The organism is Mycoplana rhizolycopersici (genome assembly GCF_013378445.1).
GTDB classification, from domain to species: domain Bacteria; phylum Pseudomonadota; class Alphaproteobacteria; order Rhizobiales; family Rhizobiaceae; genus Mycoplana; species Mycoplana rhizolycopersici.
Genome location: NZ_JABXYK010000003.1, coordinates 366,945 through 383,044 on the forward strand (window position 1 = coordinate 366,945; position 16,100 = coordinate 383,044).

Below are 16,100 nucleotides of genomic sequence, written 5' to 3' on the forward strand. Positions count from 1 at the left end.
AAGGCCCTCTGCCGGACAAAAAGACGCCGCGTGAACAGGGGCCACGCGGCGTCTTCTTCTTTTCTATCAGGAAAAGCCGTCAGGCGCGGTTGTCGTTGCGGCCCAGTAGCGTGCCGAATTTGTAGCGCGCGACGTGATAGAGGAAGACGGGATTGCCCACGACATAGCGGTACCACAGCCGCTTCGGCTCCTGTGCCAGTCGGAAAAGCCATTCCAGGCGCAGCTGGCGCATTCGGTTGGGTGCCCGCGGCACGCGGCCGGCGACGAAATCGAACAGGGCGCCCACGCTGATCACCAGCCGCGCATGGCCGGGAGAGACATGGCGGTCGATCCATTTTTCCTGGACGGGCGTGCCCATCGCCACGAGCAGGATATCGGGCGCAAGCCGCCGGACTCTCTCGACCACGGCATCGGAATCCTTCTTGTCGAAGAATCCGTCGGAAATGGCGTGGAATTCGTGCCAGGGCGTGTGTTCGCGGAATTTCTGTGCAGCGAGCTGCAGCACTTCCTGTTCGGCACCGATCAGCGCGACGCGCTTCGGTTTGGCTATGTAGGTGAGCAGCGCCGGTACGAAATCGGTGCCGTTGAGATTGGCCGGAAAGGAGCTACCGTGAAAGACCTGCGAGGCGATGTCGACCCCATGCCCGTCGGGCAGAACGATCTGACGCTCGAGTGCGCTTCGATATTCGTCGTCGCGCAGCATCAGGTTGGCATTGTTGGCGTTCAGGAACGCGATCGTCGTCTGTCCGATCGGCATCTCGGCGAGGCCGGAAACGAAATCGAACGCGCCGGCCCAGTCGAGATCGCAGACCGGAAGACCCAGGATGTCGCGCTGCGAAGCCTTGATGACGGTGGAACGGGACTGGACGTTCATCGCACGTCCCTCCGCCAGGCTTGTCCTGCGAAAGCTATTGCGAGGCGTGTTTTCCGACCGGAGACGAGGAATTCAGGCATTGCGGCGATGATCCTTCATGCATCGCAATGCGTGTATCAACTCCGGCTGAAGGGTGCTTTAAGTTGATCGCTAAAGATCGAACGCACACTTTCACGCTTCGTTAATCTGCAACCTCTGCGACACGGACCTGAACGCCTTCGCAAAGGGTCACTATCATCGAGACTTGGTATAAGAGGGAGCGGCTTTGTGCCGCGGTCAGCGCCGACCGGCTGCACTCGTGCTTGCAAAGTTCGATTCGGGACAGCATAGGACGCTTTGAGGCCAATGCTGGCGCCGTCTGGACATTAGTTTTTCGCGAAGCCCGCGAGGAGAAGAACGTGACCACCATTATCGATGGGAAGCAGGTTGCCGCTTCCGTGATTGACGCGGTGAAGGCCGCCGCCGGGAAGCTCGAGCAGGAGGCCGGCGTCAAAACGGGTCTGGCGGTCGTAATCGTCGGCGACGATCCGGCAAGTCATGCCTACGTCTCATCCAAGAGCCGCATGGCCAAGGAATGCGGTTTCACCTCCATCCAGCACACGCTGCCGGAGGAGACGACGCAGGAGGAGTTGGCGGCGCTCGTCGAAAAACTGAACGCCGACGAAACGATCCACGGTATCCTCGTGCAGTTGCCGCTACCGAAGCATCTGAATTCCGAACCGATCATCCAGTCGATCCTGCCCGAGAAGGACGTCGACGGGCTGCACGTGGTCAACGCCGGCAAGGTCGCGACCGGCGATCTCGAAGGCGGTCTCATTTCCTGCACGCCGGCCGGTGCCATGGTGCTGGTTCGCGGCATCCGCGGCGATGACCTGTCCGGCCTGAACGCGGTGGTCATCGGCCGCTCGAACCTGTTCGGCAAACCGATGGCTGCCCTTCTCCTGAATGCCAACGCCACCGTGACCTCGGCCCATTCGCGGACGAAGGACCTTGCTGCCACCTGCCGCAATGCCGACATTCTGGTCGCCGCCGTCGGACGGCCGCAGATGGTGAAGGCGGATTGGGTGAAGCCCGGTGCGACTGTGATCGACGTCGGCATCAACCGCATTCCGGCACCGGAAAAGGGCGAGGGCAAGTCCCGGCTCGTCGGCGACGTCGCCTTCGACGAATGCGCGAAGGTCGCCGGCGCGATCACGCCGGTGCCCGGCGGCGTTGGCCCGATGACGATCGCGATGCTGATGGCCAATACGGTGATCGCCGCCTACCGCAAGGCCGGGCTGAAGGCACCGCGGTTCTAAGCCAAGCAGGGGCGTGCGGGGAGGGGGCCGCCCCGCGTCGGATGCAGGACCGGAAGGCGCCGCACCCATTTTTTCCGGCTTTGGCGGTCGGCGTGCAACGCTGGCGCTCCTGCGGTCGCCCGCTACCGCGGGGCAGGTCCCGTCGAAGCGCGAACGATCAGTTCCGCCTTCCACAATTCCTGTTCGGGCAGGGTTTCCAGATTGAGGATGCGTGATATCAGTCGCTTGGCGATCCGCGAACCCGCGGTCCGCAGCGACGAGCGCGTCGTCGTCAGCGGTACGCTGAAATTCTCCGGTTTCAGCATCGGCAGGACGTCGTCATGGGCGATGAGGGAGACGTCCGAGCCGATCTTCAGCCCGGCCTGATTGAGCGCCCGCACGGCGCCGAGCGCGAGCACGGTACTCGAGCACAGGACCGCGGTAGGCCGATCGGCAAGGGCGAGGAAGCGCTGCATGCCGCGATAGCCGTGCTCGTCCGCCATCGCCGAGTGCTGCACGCAGGTCTCGCTCAATGCCAGGTCGGCCTCTGCCAGCGCGCGTTCCACGCCCTTCTTCCGGCGGATCGCGAAGGCCAGGTGTTCCGGGCCGTTCAGAAGCGCAATGCGCCGGTGCCCCAGTTGCACCAGCAGCTTCGTCGCGTCGTGGAAGGCGCCGGTATTGTCGATGTCGAGGAACGGATAGTCCAGCGGCGTGCCGATCGAGCGCCCGTGCACGAGAAATGGAATCGACAACGATTTGAGAAGGGCGATGCGCGGATCGTTCACGCGCATGTAGGCGATGAAGAGCGCATCGACGTTGCCGCTCGCCACAAGCCGCTTGCAGGTGGCTTCCTCGTCGTCGGGATGGCTCGGATTGATGACGAAATGGAAGTCGTGCCGGACGGCCTCGTCTCCAAGGCCGGCGAGAAACTCGCCGAAGTGGACGTCGGAATCATGGCCGTCCGCGGTCGGCATCACCAGCCCGATCGAACCGGCACGGCCCGTCGCCAGCCGCTGTGCTGCGCGGTTCGGTCTGTATCCGGTCTTGCGCACCGCATCGAGGACACGCTGGCGTGTCTCGGCGTTCACCTCCGGATAACCGTTGAGAGCCCTGCTCACCGTCGTCTGCGACAGGCCGAGCAACTCCGACAATTGCTTGAGGTTCACATCCCTAGCCTTCATGATTCCAAGCGCTTTGGAAGCCTCCCGTTCCAAGCGCGGAAACCATCTAGCATCAGCCGTTCTTTCTGTGAAAGGGAAATTGAGTGTTTGCGTCGCAAAAGCCTTGCTGCAACGCGTAAAGCGGCGACGCGCGCCCAACTCTGACGGAAGTGGCTTGACGAAAAGCCGCCGATAGGGAATTCTTGCCGTCCAAAGCGCTTTGAGAGCGCGGAAGTTTGCGAACCGGAGGAGCTCGCAGACGCGGGCGGGCCAACAAGGGAGGAAATCACGTGAGAAAGACACTGCTGACAACGGCAGCGCTGATGGCGCTATTTGCAGGGAGTGCCGGTTCGGCCGATCTGAAGTTCAAGCCGGGCGAGGATTCCAGGTTCAACTGGTCGAGCTTCGAGGAGTTCAAGGCCGGCCACGACCTGAAGGGCCAGACGCTCACCATATTCGGTCCCTGGCGCGGCGAGGACGAGGCGCTGTTTCGCAGCGTCTTTGCCTACTTCACCGAAGCCACAGGCGTCGAGGTGAAGTATTCCTCCTCCGAGAACTACGAGCAGCAGATCGTCATCGACACCCAGGCCGGCAGCCCGCCGGATGTCGCCATCCTTCCGCAGCCCGGCCTGATCGCCGACCTCGCCTCCAAGGGCTATCTGACCCCGCTGGGCGACGATACCAAGGCGTGGCTGATGGAAAACTATGCCGCCGGCCAGTCCTGGGTCGACCTGTCGACCTACCAGGACAAGGACGGCAACGCCCATCTCTTCGCCTTCCCCTACAAGATCGATGTGAAGTCGCTCGTCTGGTATGTCCCCGAGAATTTTGAGGACGCCGGCTACGAGGTTCCCAAGACCATGGAGGAGCTGAAGGCGCTGACGGAACAGATCGTCGCCGATGGCGGCACGCCGTGGTGCATCGGTCTCGGCTCGGGCGGGGCGACCGGCTGGCCGGCGACCGACTGGGTGGAGGACCTTATGCTGCGCACCCAGACGCCGGAGACCTACGACAAGTGGGTGACCAATGCGATTCCCTTCTCGGATCCGGCTGTCACCGGCGCGATCGACGAATTCGGCTGGTTTGCCAAGAACGACAAGTTCGTGGCCGGCGGTGCCGCCGCCGTCGCCTCGACCGACTTCCGCGACAGCCCCAAGGGCCTCTTCTCCTCTCCGCCCAAGTGCTACCTGCACCACCAGGCTTCGTTCGTTCCCTCTTTCTTCCCGGAAGGAACGGTCGTCGGGCAGGATGCGGACTTCTTCTACATGCCCCCCTATGCCTCCAAGTCGGATCTCGGCAATCCGGTGCTGGGCGCCGGAACGCTGGCGATGATCACCAAGGACACGCCTGCCGCGCGCGCCTTCCTCGACTTCCTCAAGACTCCGATCGCCCATGAGGTCTGGATGGCGCAGTCCAGCTTCCTGACGCCCTTCAAGAGCGCCAACCAGGAAGCCTACGCCAACGCGCCGATGAAGAAGCAGGGCGAGATCCTCCTGAACTCGACGACCTTCCGCTTCGACGGTTCCGACCTGATGCCCGGAAAGATCGGTGCCGGCGCATTCTGGACCGGCATGGTCGATTTCGTCGGTGGCAAGTCGTCCGCGGATGTCGCCGACGGCATCCAGAAGGCGTGGGACGCCATCAAGTAGTCGAGGCCGCCGGCGCCGCAAGGCGCCGGCCGCAGTCGTGGCCCGGCGTTGCGGTCGGGCCCGATCACCCGAGACAGGCCTTGCGCTCCGGAGGAGGGGAACTTGAATCAGCTGGTATTTGCCATCGTCACGATGCTTGCGGGCGTGCTTGCCTGCGCCTTCTACTTCTTCGCGACCAACTGGATCCTGGACGCCATCTTCCCGTCCAAGGGCCTGTCCGGTGCGAAGGCCTCGCAGAACCTGAGAACCACCAACGCGATCCGCCCGTGGCTGTTCATGCTGCCGGCGCTGCTGGCGCTGGCGATCTACCTGGTCTATCCGGTCTTCGAGTCCGTCCGTCTCAGCTTCCATGACCGTTCGGGGGAGAACGTCGTCGGCCTTTCGAATTTCTTCTGGATGCTCGGTGACGGCGAGTTCCGCCAGTCGATCTTCAACAATTTCCTCTGGCTGCTGGTGGTGCCGGCGCTTTCGACCTTCTTCGGCCTGGTCATCGCCGCGCTGACGGACCGGATCTGGTGGGGCAATATCGCCAAGACGTTGATTTTCATGCCCATGGCAATCTCGTTTGTCGGCGCCGCCGTCATCTGGAAGTTCGTCTACGACTATCGTGCCGAAGGCAGCGAGCAGATCGGCATCCTAAACGCGATCGTCACCTATTTCGGCGGCTCCCCGGAGGCCTGGATCACGCTGCCCTTCTGGAACAACTTCTTTCTCATGGTCATCCTGATCTGGATCCAGACCGGCTTTGCGATGGTGATCCTCTCGGCGGCCCTGCGCGGGATTCCGGAGGAAACGCTGGAGGCGGCCGTCATCGATGGTGCCAACGGGCTGCAGATCTTCTTCAAGATCATGATCCCGCAGATCTGGGGCACGATCGCCGTCGTCTGGACGACGATCACCATTCTCGTGCTCAAGGTCTTCGACATCGTACTCGCCATGACCAACGGTCAGTGGCAGACGCAGGTGCTCGCCAACCTCATGTTCGACTGGATGTTCCGCGGCGGCGGCGATTTCGGCCGGGGGGCGGCAATCGCGGTCGTCATCATGGTCCTCGTCGTGCCGATCATGATCTGGAACATCCGCAACGCCATGCGCGAGACGGGAGGTCACTGAGATGTCCGGAACCACCAGATCACCGCTCACCATCGTCGTTCACCTGTCTGTCCTGCTGCTTGTCGCGCTCTGGACGCTGCCGACCGCGGGCCTGTTGATCTCCTCCCTTCGCGACAAGGACCAACTCGCCGTCTCCGGGTGGTGGACCGCCCTTTCCACGTCGACCCAGAACCTCGTCTACCGCGCCCCGTCGCCGGAGACCCAGGTCGAACGCGACGGCAAGTTCGTCGTGGCCGGCAATCTGATGGAGGGGCAGCAGGCCGAGGTGTCCGCCTTCGGCTTCAACAGCCGCGAGCCTGCCGCCTTCCAGCCTGGAGAGACCGCGGAATTGAACGACGGCGAGCGGCTGACCGTGCAGGCGGACGGTGCTTTCGAGATCGTCTCGGACACCCGCATGGAAGGCACGCGCGGCCAACGCATCTTCTTCACGGCCGCCGTACCGCCACGGTTCACGCTCGACAACTATCGCGAGGTGCTAAGCGCGGAGGGGATCGGCCAGTCCTTCATCAATTCGCTGACGGTCGCGATCCCGGCGACGATCATTCCTATCCTGGTTGCGGCCTTCTGCGCCTACGCGCTGGCCTGGATGCGGTTTCCCGGGCGCGCGATCCTGATCGCGGTCGTCGTGGGGCTGCTCGTCGTGCCGCTGCAGATGTCGCTGATCCCGCTTCTGAAACTCTACAACGGCGTCGGCGCCTTCCTCGGCGTCCCGGCAAAGACCTACGTCGGCATCTGGCTGGCGCATATGGGCTTCGGCCTGCCGCTCGCCATCTATCTGCTGAGAAACTACATGGCCGGCCTGCCCAAGGAGATCATGGAATCCGCAAGGGTCGACGGGGCCAGCGATTTCGATATCTTCGTCAAGATCATCCTACCGCTCTCCTTCCCGGCCTTGGCGTCCTTCGCCATCTTCCAGTTCCTCTGGACCTGGAACGACCTTCTGGTCGCGATCGTCTTCCTCGGTACCGGCAACGAGGAACTGGTACTCACCGGCCGCCTCGTCAACCTGCTCGGCTCGCGCGGCGGCAATTGGGAAATCCTGACGGCTTCGGCCTTCATCACCATCATCGTTCCCCTGATCGTCTTCTTCGCCCTGCAGCGCTACCTCGTGCGCGGCCTGCTGGCCGGGTCGGTCAAGGGTGGCTGACGCACAATGCAAACACAGGACCTACAGATGACGACGACGAATACATCCCTGCCCGCGGTCGACAAGGACTGGTGGCGCGGCGCGGTGATCTACCAGATCTATCCGCGATCCTACCAGGACACCAACGGCGACGGCATCGGCGACATGAAGGGCATTGCCGAGCGCTTGCCTCACATTGCGTCGCTGGGTGTGGACGCGATCTGGATTTCGCCGTTCTTCACCTCGCCGATGAAGGATTTCGGCTACGACGTCTCCAACTACGAGGACGTCGATCCGATCTTCGGAACGCTCGAGGATTTCGATGCCGTGGTTGCCGAGGCACACCGGCTCGGCATCCGCGTGATGATCGATCTCGTCCTGTCGCACACCTCCGACAAGCACCCTTGGTTTGCGGAAAGCCGGTCGAGCCGGACGAACGCGAAGGCGGAGTGGTACGTGTGGGCCGATTCCAGGCCGGACGGCACGCCGCCGAACAACTGGCTGTCGATCTTCGGCGGTTCGGCCTGGCAATGGGACCCGACCCGGCTGCAGTACTACATGCACAATTTCCTGACGTCGCAGCCGGATCTGAACCTGCACAATCCGGAAGTGCAGGACGCATTGCTGTCTGTCGCCCGCTTCTGGCTGACGCGCGGGGTCGACGGCTTCCGGCTGGATACGATCAACTTCTACTTCCACGACAGGGAATTGCGCGACAATCCTTCGCTTGCGCCCGAACGGCGCAACGCCCAGACGGCGCCCGCGGTGAACCCCTACAATTACCAGGAACATCTCTACGACAAGAACCGGCCGGAGAATCTTGAATTCCTGAAGCGTTTCCGCGCGCTGATGGACGAGTTTCCGGCGATCGCCGCCGTCGGCGAGGTGGGCGACAGCCAGCGCGGCCTAGAGATCGCCGGCGAATATACCTCCGGCGGCGACAAGATGCAGATGTGCTACGCCTTCGAGTTCCTGGCGCCGGATGCCCCCACGCCCGAGACGATTGCCGACGTGCAGCATGCGCTGGAACGGTCGGCTCCCGACGGCTGGGTCTGCTGGGCCTTCTCCAACCACGACGTCGTGCGCCATGTTAGCCGCTGGGGCACAGGCGTGGCCGATCACGCGGCGCACGCCAAGCACCTGGCGTCGCTGCTGATGTCGCTGCGCGGCTCGGTCTGCATCTACCAGGGCGAGGAACTGGCGTTGCCGGAGGCGGAGCTCGCCTATGAGGATCTGCAGGATCCCTATGGCATCCAGTTCTGGCCGGACTTCAAGGGGCGTGATGGCTGCCGCACGCCGATGCCCTGGGACGGCGCCGCCATCAATGGCGGCTTCACCACCGGGAAGCCCTGGCTTCCGGTCCCTTCGGCGCATCTGAGTGCAGCGGTTTCCGAACAGGAGAAGGACCCGGCTTCTGTGCTCAACCACTACCGCCGCTTCCTCGCCTTCCGCAGGCTGCACCCCGCCCTTTCCAAGGGCGAGATCGAGTTCGCACCCGCAAAAGGCTCCGTGGTTTCCTTTGTCCGCAGTCACGGCAACGAGCGCATCCTCTGCCTGTTCAACATGGGCGGCGAAGCGTGCGAAGTGGACCGTCCGGCCGCACCCATCGAGATCTTGGAAGGCCACGGCTTTGACGGCAGACTGAAGGACACCGCGATCGCGCTGGACGCATGGGGCGCGTTCTTCGCCCGGTTCGCATAATCAGAAGAAAGGGGAGCAGCATGACCGGACTGGTACTCAAGGACATCCGCAAGTCCTATGGCGCGGTCGACGTGATCCACGGGATCGACCTCGACATCAAGGAGGGCGAGTTCATCGTTTTCGTCGGCCCGTCCGGCTGCGGGAAATCGACGCTTCTGCGGATGATCGCCGGTCTGGAGGACATCACCGGCGGCGACATGATGATCGATGGGGAGCGGGTGAACGACGTGCCGCCCTCCAAGCGCGGCATCGCCATGGTGTTTCAGTCCTATGCGCTCTACCCGCACATGACCGTTTACGACAACATGGCGTTCGGCATGCGGATCGCCAAGGAAAGCAAGGAAGAGATCGACCGCCGCGTCCGGTCCGCAGCTGAGACCCTGCAACTGACCAAGTATCTCGACCGGCTGCCGAAGGCGCTTTCCGGCGGACAGCGCCAGCGCGTGGCGATCGGTCGCGCCATCTGCCGCAACCCGAAGGTGTTCCTGTTCGACGAGCCGTTGTCCAATCTCGACGCGGCGCTGCGCGTCGCCACCCGTATCGAGATCGCAAAGCTGTCCGAACGCATGGCCGGCACGACGATGATCTACGTCACGCACGATCAGGTCGAGGCGATGACGCTGGCGGACCGGATCGTCGTGCTCTCGGCGGGGCATATCGAACAGGTGGGCGCGCCGCTGGAACTCTACGAGCGCCCCGCCAACCTCTTCGTCGCCCGCTTCATCGGCTCGCCGGCGATGAACGTCATTCCGGCGAAGATCGTCGCGACCGGCGAGGCGACGAGCGTGGAGCTGAAGGGTGGCATGAAGACGACGCTGGACGTCCGCACGCAAGATATCGAGCGGGGCAGGGATGCGAGCTTCGGCGTCCGTCCGGAAGACCTGCAGATCACCACCGGCGATGACTTCCTGTTCGAGGGAACGGTGGCGATCGTCGAGGCCTTGGGCGAGGTGACGCTGCTCTACATCGAGGGTCTGGTCGAAGGCGAACCGATCATCGCGAAGATCCCCGGTATCCGTGACGTTAAGCGTGGCGACAGGGTGCGCTTTTCCGCCGAGCGCAGCAAGCTTCACCTCTTCGACAAGGAAGGGCGCAGCTATCGTGCGCTGTAGCGATCCGAAACAGGGGGTGGATTCTGGTGATCCGCATTCAACCCCATCTTAAGGGTTTTTCTCCTAGCTTCCGAGGCACAGGGAAGGCTTGGGAATACCGAAATGAGCATGCAGTTCTTGCAGCAGCGTACGAACTACCTGAACAAGGAAGAATCCTTCATGTACGACCGGGAAAAGACTTTCCCGATGGAGGATACCTGTAACGAGGCTCGCCTCGAGTTCACGGAAAATGGCGGCATCGTCAATCTTGTTTCCCGGCGCTGCCAGATCATCAAGCTCTCGCGCAGCGGTGCGATCCTGAAGATGACGACCAAGTTCAACTTGCCGAAAAACTTCTATCTCGACATTGTCAGTGCCCGCATCCCGATGATCGGCTGCCTCGCACAGCGCGTTCACGCCAACGATATCGTCGAGGCGCGGTTCCTTCGGCTGCTGGCCGATAAGGACCTGAACCGTGCCTTCGTCTATTCGACCCATCCGAACCATCGCAACCGCACGCTGGACATCTACGGCGGCTGACGCGCAGTCCCGCATTTACATGCTGGAATGAGCCAGGCGCGCCGTCAGGCGAACAGGACGCTCGCGCCCTGGTCCGCCGGGCCGGCAATGGCACGGAACGAGGCAAACAGCTCACGCCCCATTCCGAATTCGTTAGCCGAAAGATCCGCCGTCGCCGGTGTCCGGGCCGCGAAGGCTGCCGCCTCCACCAGAACATCGATCGTCCCTCCGACGGCATCCAGCCGGATCAGGTCTCCGTCGCGGATGCGGGCGATCGGGCCGCCGTCGATCGCCTCGGGCGTGACGTGGATCGCCGCCGGCACCTTGCCGGATGCGCCGGACATGCGCCCGTCGGTCAGAAGCGCCACCGTCTGACCGCGGTCCTGCAGGATGCCGAGAACGGTCGTCAGCTTGTGCAGTTCCGGCATGCCGTTCGCTTTCGGACCCTGGAAGCGGACGACGGCGATGAAGTCGCCCTCCAGCTCGCCGGCCTTGAAGGCCGCGTTCAGCTCCGCCTGGTCGTGGAAGACCTTGGCCGGCGCCTCGATGACGTGGCGTTCCGGCTTGACTGCCGAGGTCTTGATGACCGCCTTGCCAAGATTGCCGGACAGCATCTTCAACCCTCCGGTATGCTGGAACGGGTGCTCGATGCTGGCGAGTACCTTCGGATCGTGGCTGACATGCGGCGCCGGCTCTCGGTGCACGTTGCCGTCCCCGCCAAGCCGTGGCTCGATCGTGTAGGCATGGAGGCCCTGGCCGTAGACGGTGCGCACGTCGTCATGCAGGTAGCCCGCCTTGAGCAGTTCCTTGATGAGGAAGCCCATGCCGCCAGCCGCGTGGAAATGGTTCACGTCGGCAAGCCCGTTCGGATAGACGCGGGCCAGCAGCGGCACGATGTCGGAGAGCTCGGAAATATCCTGCCAGGTCAGAACAATGCCCGCCGCGCGCGCCATCGCGATCAGGTGCATGGTGTGGTTGGTCGAGCCGCCGGTCGCGTGCAGTCCGACGACGCCGTTGACGATCGAACGCTCGTCGATCATTTCCCCCGCCGGCGTGAACTCGTTGCCCTGTGCGGTGATCGCGAGCGCGCGCTTGGACGCTTCCTTGGTCAGCGCGTCGCGTAGCGGCGTGCCCGGATTGACGAAGGAGGCGCCGGGCATATGGAAGCCCATGATTTCCATCAGCATCTGGTTCGAATTCGCCGTGCCGTAGAACGTACAGGTACCAGGCCCATGATAGGACTTGGACTCGGCATCCAGAAGTTCGTCGCGACCGACCTTGCCCTCGGCGAACAACTGGCGTACCCGCGCCTTCTCGTCGTTGGGCAGGCCGGAGGTCATGGGGCCGGCGGGAATGAACACGGCGGGCAGGTGCCCGAACGTCAGTGCGGCGATCGTCAGGCCCGGAACGATCTTGTCGCAGACGCCGAGGTAGACGATCGCGTCGAACATGTTGTGCGACAGCCCGACGCCGGCCGCCATTGCGATCAGGTCGCGCGAGAAAAGCGACAGCTCCATGCCGGGCTGGCCCTGGGTGACGCCGTCGCACATGGCCGGCACGCCGCCTGCGACCTGGGCCACGCCGCCGGCCTCGTGAGCCGCCTGTCGGATCAGAGCCGGATAGGTTTCGAACGGCTGATGCGCGGAAAGCATGTCGTTGTAGGAGGTGATGATGCCGAGATTGGGGACGCGGTCGCCTGCCAGCGCCGTCTTCTCGGCGGGGGAACAGACCGCAAAGCCGTGCGCGAGGTTGCCGCAACCGAGGACGGAGCGGTGTACGCCCTTGGAAACGGCGGCGCGAACACGATCCAGATAAGGCTCACGAAAAGGCTTCGAGCGCTCGACGATTCTGGCGGTAATGGCTTCAATACGGGCATCGGCGGACATGGGATTATCCTGATTTCGCTCGTTTGCAATGGTCACGCGCCATCGAAGCGCCCATTTGGGCGGTCCGATGCGTAAGGCCTGCGGGCGCAAGCGGCCCGGAAGGCAGTGGTGGGCGCTATGGCGCCCAGTAGATGTCGACGGGCGTGGCAGCCCGGCGCAGGACCGCCCGCACCGGCATGTCTTTCTCGTCGCCATCGGCAAGTGCGTTTTCCAGCGTGTCCTTCTTCGCCTGGCCCTCGATATGCAGCACGAGGAAATGGGCGTCCTGCAGGCTGGAGAAGGTCAGCGTCAGCCGGGTCTCGCCGGCACCTTCGGCTTCCATGGTGATCACGCCGCGCGGCGTGTCGCTCGAAAGCGCCTCTTCCAGGCGGTCGCCGCCGGGGAAGAAGGATGCTGTGTGGCCGTCATTGCCCATGCCGAGGATGACCACGTCGAAAGGGGCGGGCAGGCTTGCGATGCCGTGGCTTGCAAGCTTTGCCGCCTCGTCCGCGTTGGCGGCCTTGTGGTAGAGCGGCAGGAACCGAGCGATGGCCGCCTCGCCCTGCAGCAGGTTCTCGGCGACCAGCAGGTGGTTCGAGCGCGGATTGTCCGCCGGCACGAACCGCTCGTCGACCAGCGTCACGGTGACCTTCGACCAGTCGAGCTTGTGAGCCGACAGCGACTGGAAGAACCGTTTCGGCGTCGAGCCGCCGGAAACGGCGATGGTCGCGGTGCCGCGTTCGGCGATCGCGACCTTCAGCACCGAGGCGACGGCGTCGGCCAGATTTTGCGCCAGCGAGGCGGCATCGGCGAATTCGTGGGTTTTCGTAGCCATGCCGTTCGCCTCAGCTTTCGTGCCACGTGCGGCCGTCGCGTTCGATCAGCGCGATGGCCTGGCTCGGGCCCCAGGTGCCGGCGGTGTAGCCCTGCGGCGTCTGTCCGGTGGCGTCCCACGCCTTGAGGATCGGATCGACCCAGCGCCAGGCCGCCTCCACCTCGTCGCGGCGCATGAACAGCGTCTGATTCGAACGGACGACGTCGAGCAGCAGGCGCTCATAGGCATCCGCGTTGCGCGTTTCGAAGGCCTCGGCGAAGGTCATGTCGAGCGAGACGTTGCGCAGCCGCATGCCGCCCGGGCCCGGATCCTTGATCATCAGCCATTGCTTGACGCCCTCGTCCGGCTGGAGCCGGATGATCAGCTGGTTGGCCTCGATACGCCCTGCGGCCGGTTCGAAGATCGAATGCGGGATCGGCTTGAAGGTGATCACGATCTCGGAGACGCGGTTGGCCATGCGCTTGCCGGTACGGATGTAGAAGGGCACGCCCGCCCAGCGCCAGTTGCCGATCTCGGCCTTGATGGCAACGAACGTCTCGGTGTTGGAGACGCCGCCCTCGAGCTCTTCGAGATAGCCCTTGACCGGTCCGCCGGCAGAGGCGCCGGCGCGGTACTGTCCGCGAACCGTCAGCCGCTCGACATTGTATTCGTCGATCGGCTTCAGCGCGCGCAGCACCTTCAGCTTCTCGTCGCGCACGGCTTCGGCGTCCATCGACGACGGCACTTCCATGGCCACGAGGCAGAGAAGCTGGAGAATGTGGTTCTGCACCATGTCGCGCAGCGCGCCGGCCTTGTCGTAGTAGCCCGCGCGGCTTTCCAGCCCGACCGATTCCGCCACGGTGATCTGCACGTGGTCGATATGGGCGGAGTTCCAGAGCGGCTCGTAGAGGGCGTTGGCAAACCGCAGCGCCATCAGGTTCTGCACCGTCTCCTTGCCGAGATAGTGGTCGATTCGATAGATCTGGTCTTCGCGGAAGACCCTGCCGATCGTATTGTTCAGCTCGGTGGCCGATGCCAGGTCGCGGCCGATCGGCTTCTCGACGACGATGCGGGTCTGCTTGGTGATCAGCTTGTGGTCGCGGATCTTCTCGGCGATCTCGCCGAAGATTGCGGGTGCGACGGCCAGATAGAACGCGCGCACGCGCTCCTTGCCATCGTCGAGGATCTTCTTCAGTTCGTCCCAGCCCTGCTCGGACTTGGCGTCGACCGAGACGTAGAACAGCCGGTCGGTGAAGGTCTTCACTTCCTTGTCGTCGAATTCGCCGGGTTTGAGGAATTCCTTCAATGCCTTGGTGGCGAACTCGCGATAGGCTTCGTGCGTCATGGCCGCGCGCGACGCGCCGATGATGCGCGTCGGATCGGTGAACTGGCCCGCAATCTGCCGGTGATACAGCGCCGGCAGGAGCTTGCGTTCGGCGAGGTCACCGGTGCCGCCGAAGACGACGTAGTCGAACGGCTCCACGGGGATGATTTGGCTGCTCATTGCAATTCTCTATCTGGTTCGCGTTGGTGGCGTTATAATCTAATCGATTTAAAAAGGCCAGAGTGCAGCGCGACAAAATAGCCGGGAATGCGTCAGAGCCTGTCGCGCATGGCATACCACGTCATGGCCAGGAAGAGGAGCGGCGTTCTCAGGCTGGTGCCGCCGGGAAATGCCGGAATCTTCAACGAACCGAGCATGTCGAGTTCGGCGCTTCCGCCGGTCAGCGCGTCCGCATAGAGCTTGCCGCAATAGTTGGACAGCATAACCCCATGGCCGGAATAGCCGCCGATCGAGGTAATCCCGGGCATGACTTCGCGCACATAGGGTTTGCGCGGCATGGTGATGCCGACCGATCCGCCCCAGGCATGCTCGATGGCGATGTCGGCGAGATCGGGATAGATTTCTGCGATCTGCCGGCGGATATGCACCGACATGTCGCTGGGATTGTCTGCCGTGTAAGCTTCCCGCCCGCCGAACAGCAGCCGCCCGTCGCGGCTCTTGCGGAAGTAGCGCACGACGAAGCGCGAATCGGCGATGGACTCCCCTCCGGGAATGATCTTCGGGAAGGCGTCGAGCACCGGCGTGGCGCCGATGAAGGAGCGGATCGGCATGACATGGGCGGCCGTCGTCGGCTCCAGCTTGCCGATATAGGCGTTGCAGGCGACCAGGGCCTTGTCGGCGGTAATCGTGCCCCTCGCGGTCGAAATGACGGCCTTGCCGCCTGCCCGCTCGATCTTGAGCGCCGGCGTCTGCTCGTGCAGGATCGCGCCAGCCGCCTTCGCCGCCTTTGCGATGCCGACGAGAAGCTTCATCGGGTGAATATGGCCGGTGCCGGTGTCGCGCACGCCGAAGAGATAGAATTTCGAGCCGAGCCGCTCCTGGGTCTCTTCCCTGTCCATGAAGGTGGACTGCGTATAGCCGTAGCGGCTGGCCGCGATTTCCGGATTGGCGCGGTAGTCCGCCTCGAGCGCCTTCTTGTGCGAGACGTTCAGCTGCCCGGGCATGAACTCGATATCGAGATCCTGCGCTGCAGCGAAGTCAAGAAGGTGCTGCTTGGCGTGCTCGGCAAGGTCGAAGAGACCCTTGGAACGCTCGTAGCCAAGTTCCTCCTCCAGCTCCTCCGGCCAGGAGCGCTGGCCGGTGCCGAGCTGGCCGCCATTGCGCCCGGACGCGCCGTCGCCGAAGCGGTTGGCGTCGATCAGGACGACGCGCACGCCTTTGCGCGCGAGATTGTAGGCCGCCTGCAGGCCGGTGAAGCCGCCGCCGACGATGGCGACGTCGGCTTCGCATGAGCCGGACATCTGCGGATATTCCGGGCGATCGCCGACCGTCTTTTCGTACCAGGAGATGCCGGGGGAGATCGGGCTTTGCCAGGACATGGGAATGCTTTCGGTCAGAATCGTTGTT

13 protein-coding genes are annotated in these 16,100 nt (G+C 63.5%); 7 read left to right on the forward strand and 6 right to left on the reverse strand.

Going from position 1 to position 16,100, the window contains the following annotated elements; translation table 11 throughout:
- Positions 1-79: 79 nt before the first annotated feature.
- Positions 80-874 (reverse strand): WecB/TagA/CpsF family glycosyltransferase, encoded by a 795-nt coding sequence (locus tag HV823_RS07030; protein WP_176949010.1) that lies wholly within the window; start codon positions 872-874, stop codon positions 80-82.
- A 398-nt stretch (positions 875-1,272) separates the two neighbouring features.
- On the opposite strand from HV823_RS07030, the gene folD reads away from it, so the two are divergent.
- Complete coding sequence (gene folD / locus HV823_RS07035) at positions 1,273-2,172, forward strand: bifunctional methylenetetrahydrofolate dehydrogenase/methenyltetrahydrofolate cyclohydrolase FolD (RefSeq protein ID WP_176949011.1); 900 nt, start codon at positions 1,273-1,275, stop codon at positions 2,170-2,172.
- A 122-nt stretch (positions 2,173-2,294) separates the two neighbouring features.
- On the opposite strand, the gene HV823_RS07040 is transcribed toward folD, so the two are convergent.
- The gene (locus tag HV823_RS07040; protein WP_176949012.1) at positions 2,295-3,332 is read right to left on the reverse strand and encodes a substrate-binding domain-containing protein; all 1,038 of its coding nucleotides are present in this window, start codon (positions 3,330-3,332) and stop codon (positions 2,295-2,297) included.
- 302 nt (positions 3,333-3,634) lie between these two features.
- Between HV823_RS07040 and HV823_RS07045 the strand changes: the two genes are divergently transcribed.
- From HV823_RS07045 to HV823_RS07070, 6 genes are all read left to right on the forward strand, one after another.
- Positions 3,635-4,960, forward strand: a complete 1,326-nt coding sequence (locus tag HV823_RS07045) for an ABC transporter substrate-binding protein (RefSeq protein WP_176949080.1) — start codon at positions 3,635-3,637, stop codon at positions 4,958-4,960.
- Positions 4,961-5,062: 102 nt separating this feature from the next.
- Positions 5,063-6,073, forward strand: coding sequence for a carbohydrate ABC transporter permease (locus HV823_RS07050; RefSeq protein WP_176949013.1), 1,011 nt, complete (start codon positions 5,063-5,065; stop codon positions 6,071-6,073).
- Between the two features lies 1 nt (position 6,074).
- The gene (locus HV823_RS07055) at positions 6,075-7,220 is read left to right on the forward strand and encodes a carbohydrate ABC transporter permease (protein ID WP_176949014.1); all 1,146 of its coding nucleotides are present in this window, start codon (positions 6,075-6,077) and stop codon (positions 7,218-7,220) included.
- 27 nt (positions 7,221-7,247) lie between these two features.
- Positions 7,248-8,900, forward strand: coding sequence for a beta-galactosidase BglA (gene bglA, locus HV823_RS07060; protein ID WP_176949015.1), 1,653 nt, complete (start codon positions 7,248-7,250; stop codon positions 8,898-8,900).
- A gap of 20 nt (positions 8,901-8,920) precedes the next feature.
- Positions 8,921-10,012 (forward strand): ABC transporter ATP-binding protein, encoded by a 1,092-nt coding sequence (locus HV823_RS07065; RefSeq protein WP_176949016.1) that lies wholly within the window; start codon positions 8,921-8,923, stop codon positions 10,010-10,012.
- Positions 10,013-10,114: 102 nt separating this feature from the next.
- Complete coding sequence (locus HV823_RS07070; protein WP_097141975.1) at positions 10,115-10,531, forward strand: hypothetical protein; 417 nt, start codon at positions 10,115-10,117, stop codon at positions 10,529-10,531.
- A gap of 44 nt (positions 10,532-10,575) precedes the next feature.
- Here HV823_RS07070 and edd read toward each other — a convergent pair whose 3' ends face one another.
- The 4 genes from edd to HV823_RS07090 all read right to left on the reverse strand — a co-directional run bounded on the left by edd (position 10,576) and on the right by HV823_RS07090 (position 16,072).
- Positions 10,576-12,396, reverse strand: a complete 1,821-nt coding sequence (edd, locus tag HV823_RS07075) for a phosphogluconate dehydratase (RefSeq protein WP_176949017.1) — start codon at positions 12,394-12,396, stop codon at positions 10,576-10,578.
- 115 nt (positions 12,397-12,511) lie between these two features.
- Positions 12,512-13,210, reverse strand: coding sequence for a 6-phosphogluconolactonase (pgl, locus tag HV823_RS07080; RefSeq protein ID WP_176949018.1), 699 nt, complete (start codon positions 13,208-13,210; stop codon positions 12,512-12,514).
- Positions 13,211-13,220: 10 nt separating this feature from the next.
- Positions 13,221-14,693 carry a glucose-6-phosphate dehydrogenase gene (gene zwf / locus HV823_RS07085; protein ID WP_176949019.1) on the reverse strand — a complete coding sequence of 491 codons (1,473 nt, stop codon included), beginning with the start codon at positions 14,691-14,693 and terminating at the stop codon, positions 13,221-13,223.
- Positions 14,694-14,785: 92 nt separating this feature from the next.
- The gene (locus HV823_RS07090; RefSeq protein ID WP_176949020.1) at positions 14,786-16,072 is read right to left on the reverse strand and encodes an NAD(P)/FAD-dependent oxidoreductase; all 1,287 of its coding nucleotides are present in this window, start codon (positions 16,070-16,072) and stop codon (positions 14,786-14,788) included.
- Between the last annotated feature and the right edge of the window lie 28 nt (positions 16,073-16,100).

Bases quoted from the DNA above. Each gene is read 5' to 3' on its own strand.
- HV823_RS07030 (WP_176949010.1), bottom strand. From the start codon at position 874: ATGAACGTCCAGTCCCGTTCCACCGTCATCAAGGCTTCGCAGCGCGAC.
- HV823_RS07040 (WP_176949012.1), bottom strand. From the start codon at position 3,332: ATGAAGGCTAGGGATGTGAACCTCAAGCAATTGTCGGAGTTGCTCGGC.
- HV823_RS07045 (WP_176949080.1), top strand. From the start codon at position 3,635: ATGGCGCTATTTGCAGGGAGTGCCGGTTCGGCCGATCTGAAGTTCAAG.
- HV823_RS07055 (WP_176949014.1), top strand. From the start codon at position 6,075: ATGTCCGGAACCACCAGATCACCGCTCACCATCGTCGTTCACCTGTCT.
- bglA (WP_176949015.1), top strand. From the start codon at position 7,248: ATGACGACGACGAATACATCCCTGCCCGCGGTCGACAAGGACTGGTGG.
- HV823_RS07065 (WP_176949016.1), top strand. From the start codon at position 8,921: ATGACCGGACTGGTACTCAAGGACATCCGCAAGTCCTATGGCGCGGTC.
- HV823_RS07070 (WP_097141975.1), top strand. From the start codon at position 10,115: ATGAGCATGCAGTTCTTGCAGCAGCGTACGAACTACCTGAACAAGGAA.
- edd (WP_176949017.1), bottom strand. From the start codon at position 12,396: ATGTCCGCCGATGCCCGTATTGAAGCCATTACCGCCAGAATCGTCGAG.
- pgl (WP_176949018.1), bottom strand. From the start codon at position 13,210: ATGGCTACGAAAACCCACGAATTCGCCGATGCCGCCTCGCTGGCGCAA.
- zwf (WP_176949019.1), bottom strand. From the start codon at position 14,693: ATGAGCAGCCAAATCATCCCCGTGGAGCCGTTCGACTACGTCGTCTTC.
- HV823_RS07090 (WP_176949020.1), bottom strand. From the start codon at position 16,072: ATGTCCTGGCAAAGCCCGATCTCCCCCGGCATCTCCTGGTACGAAAAG.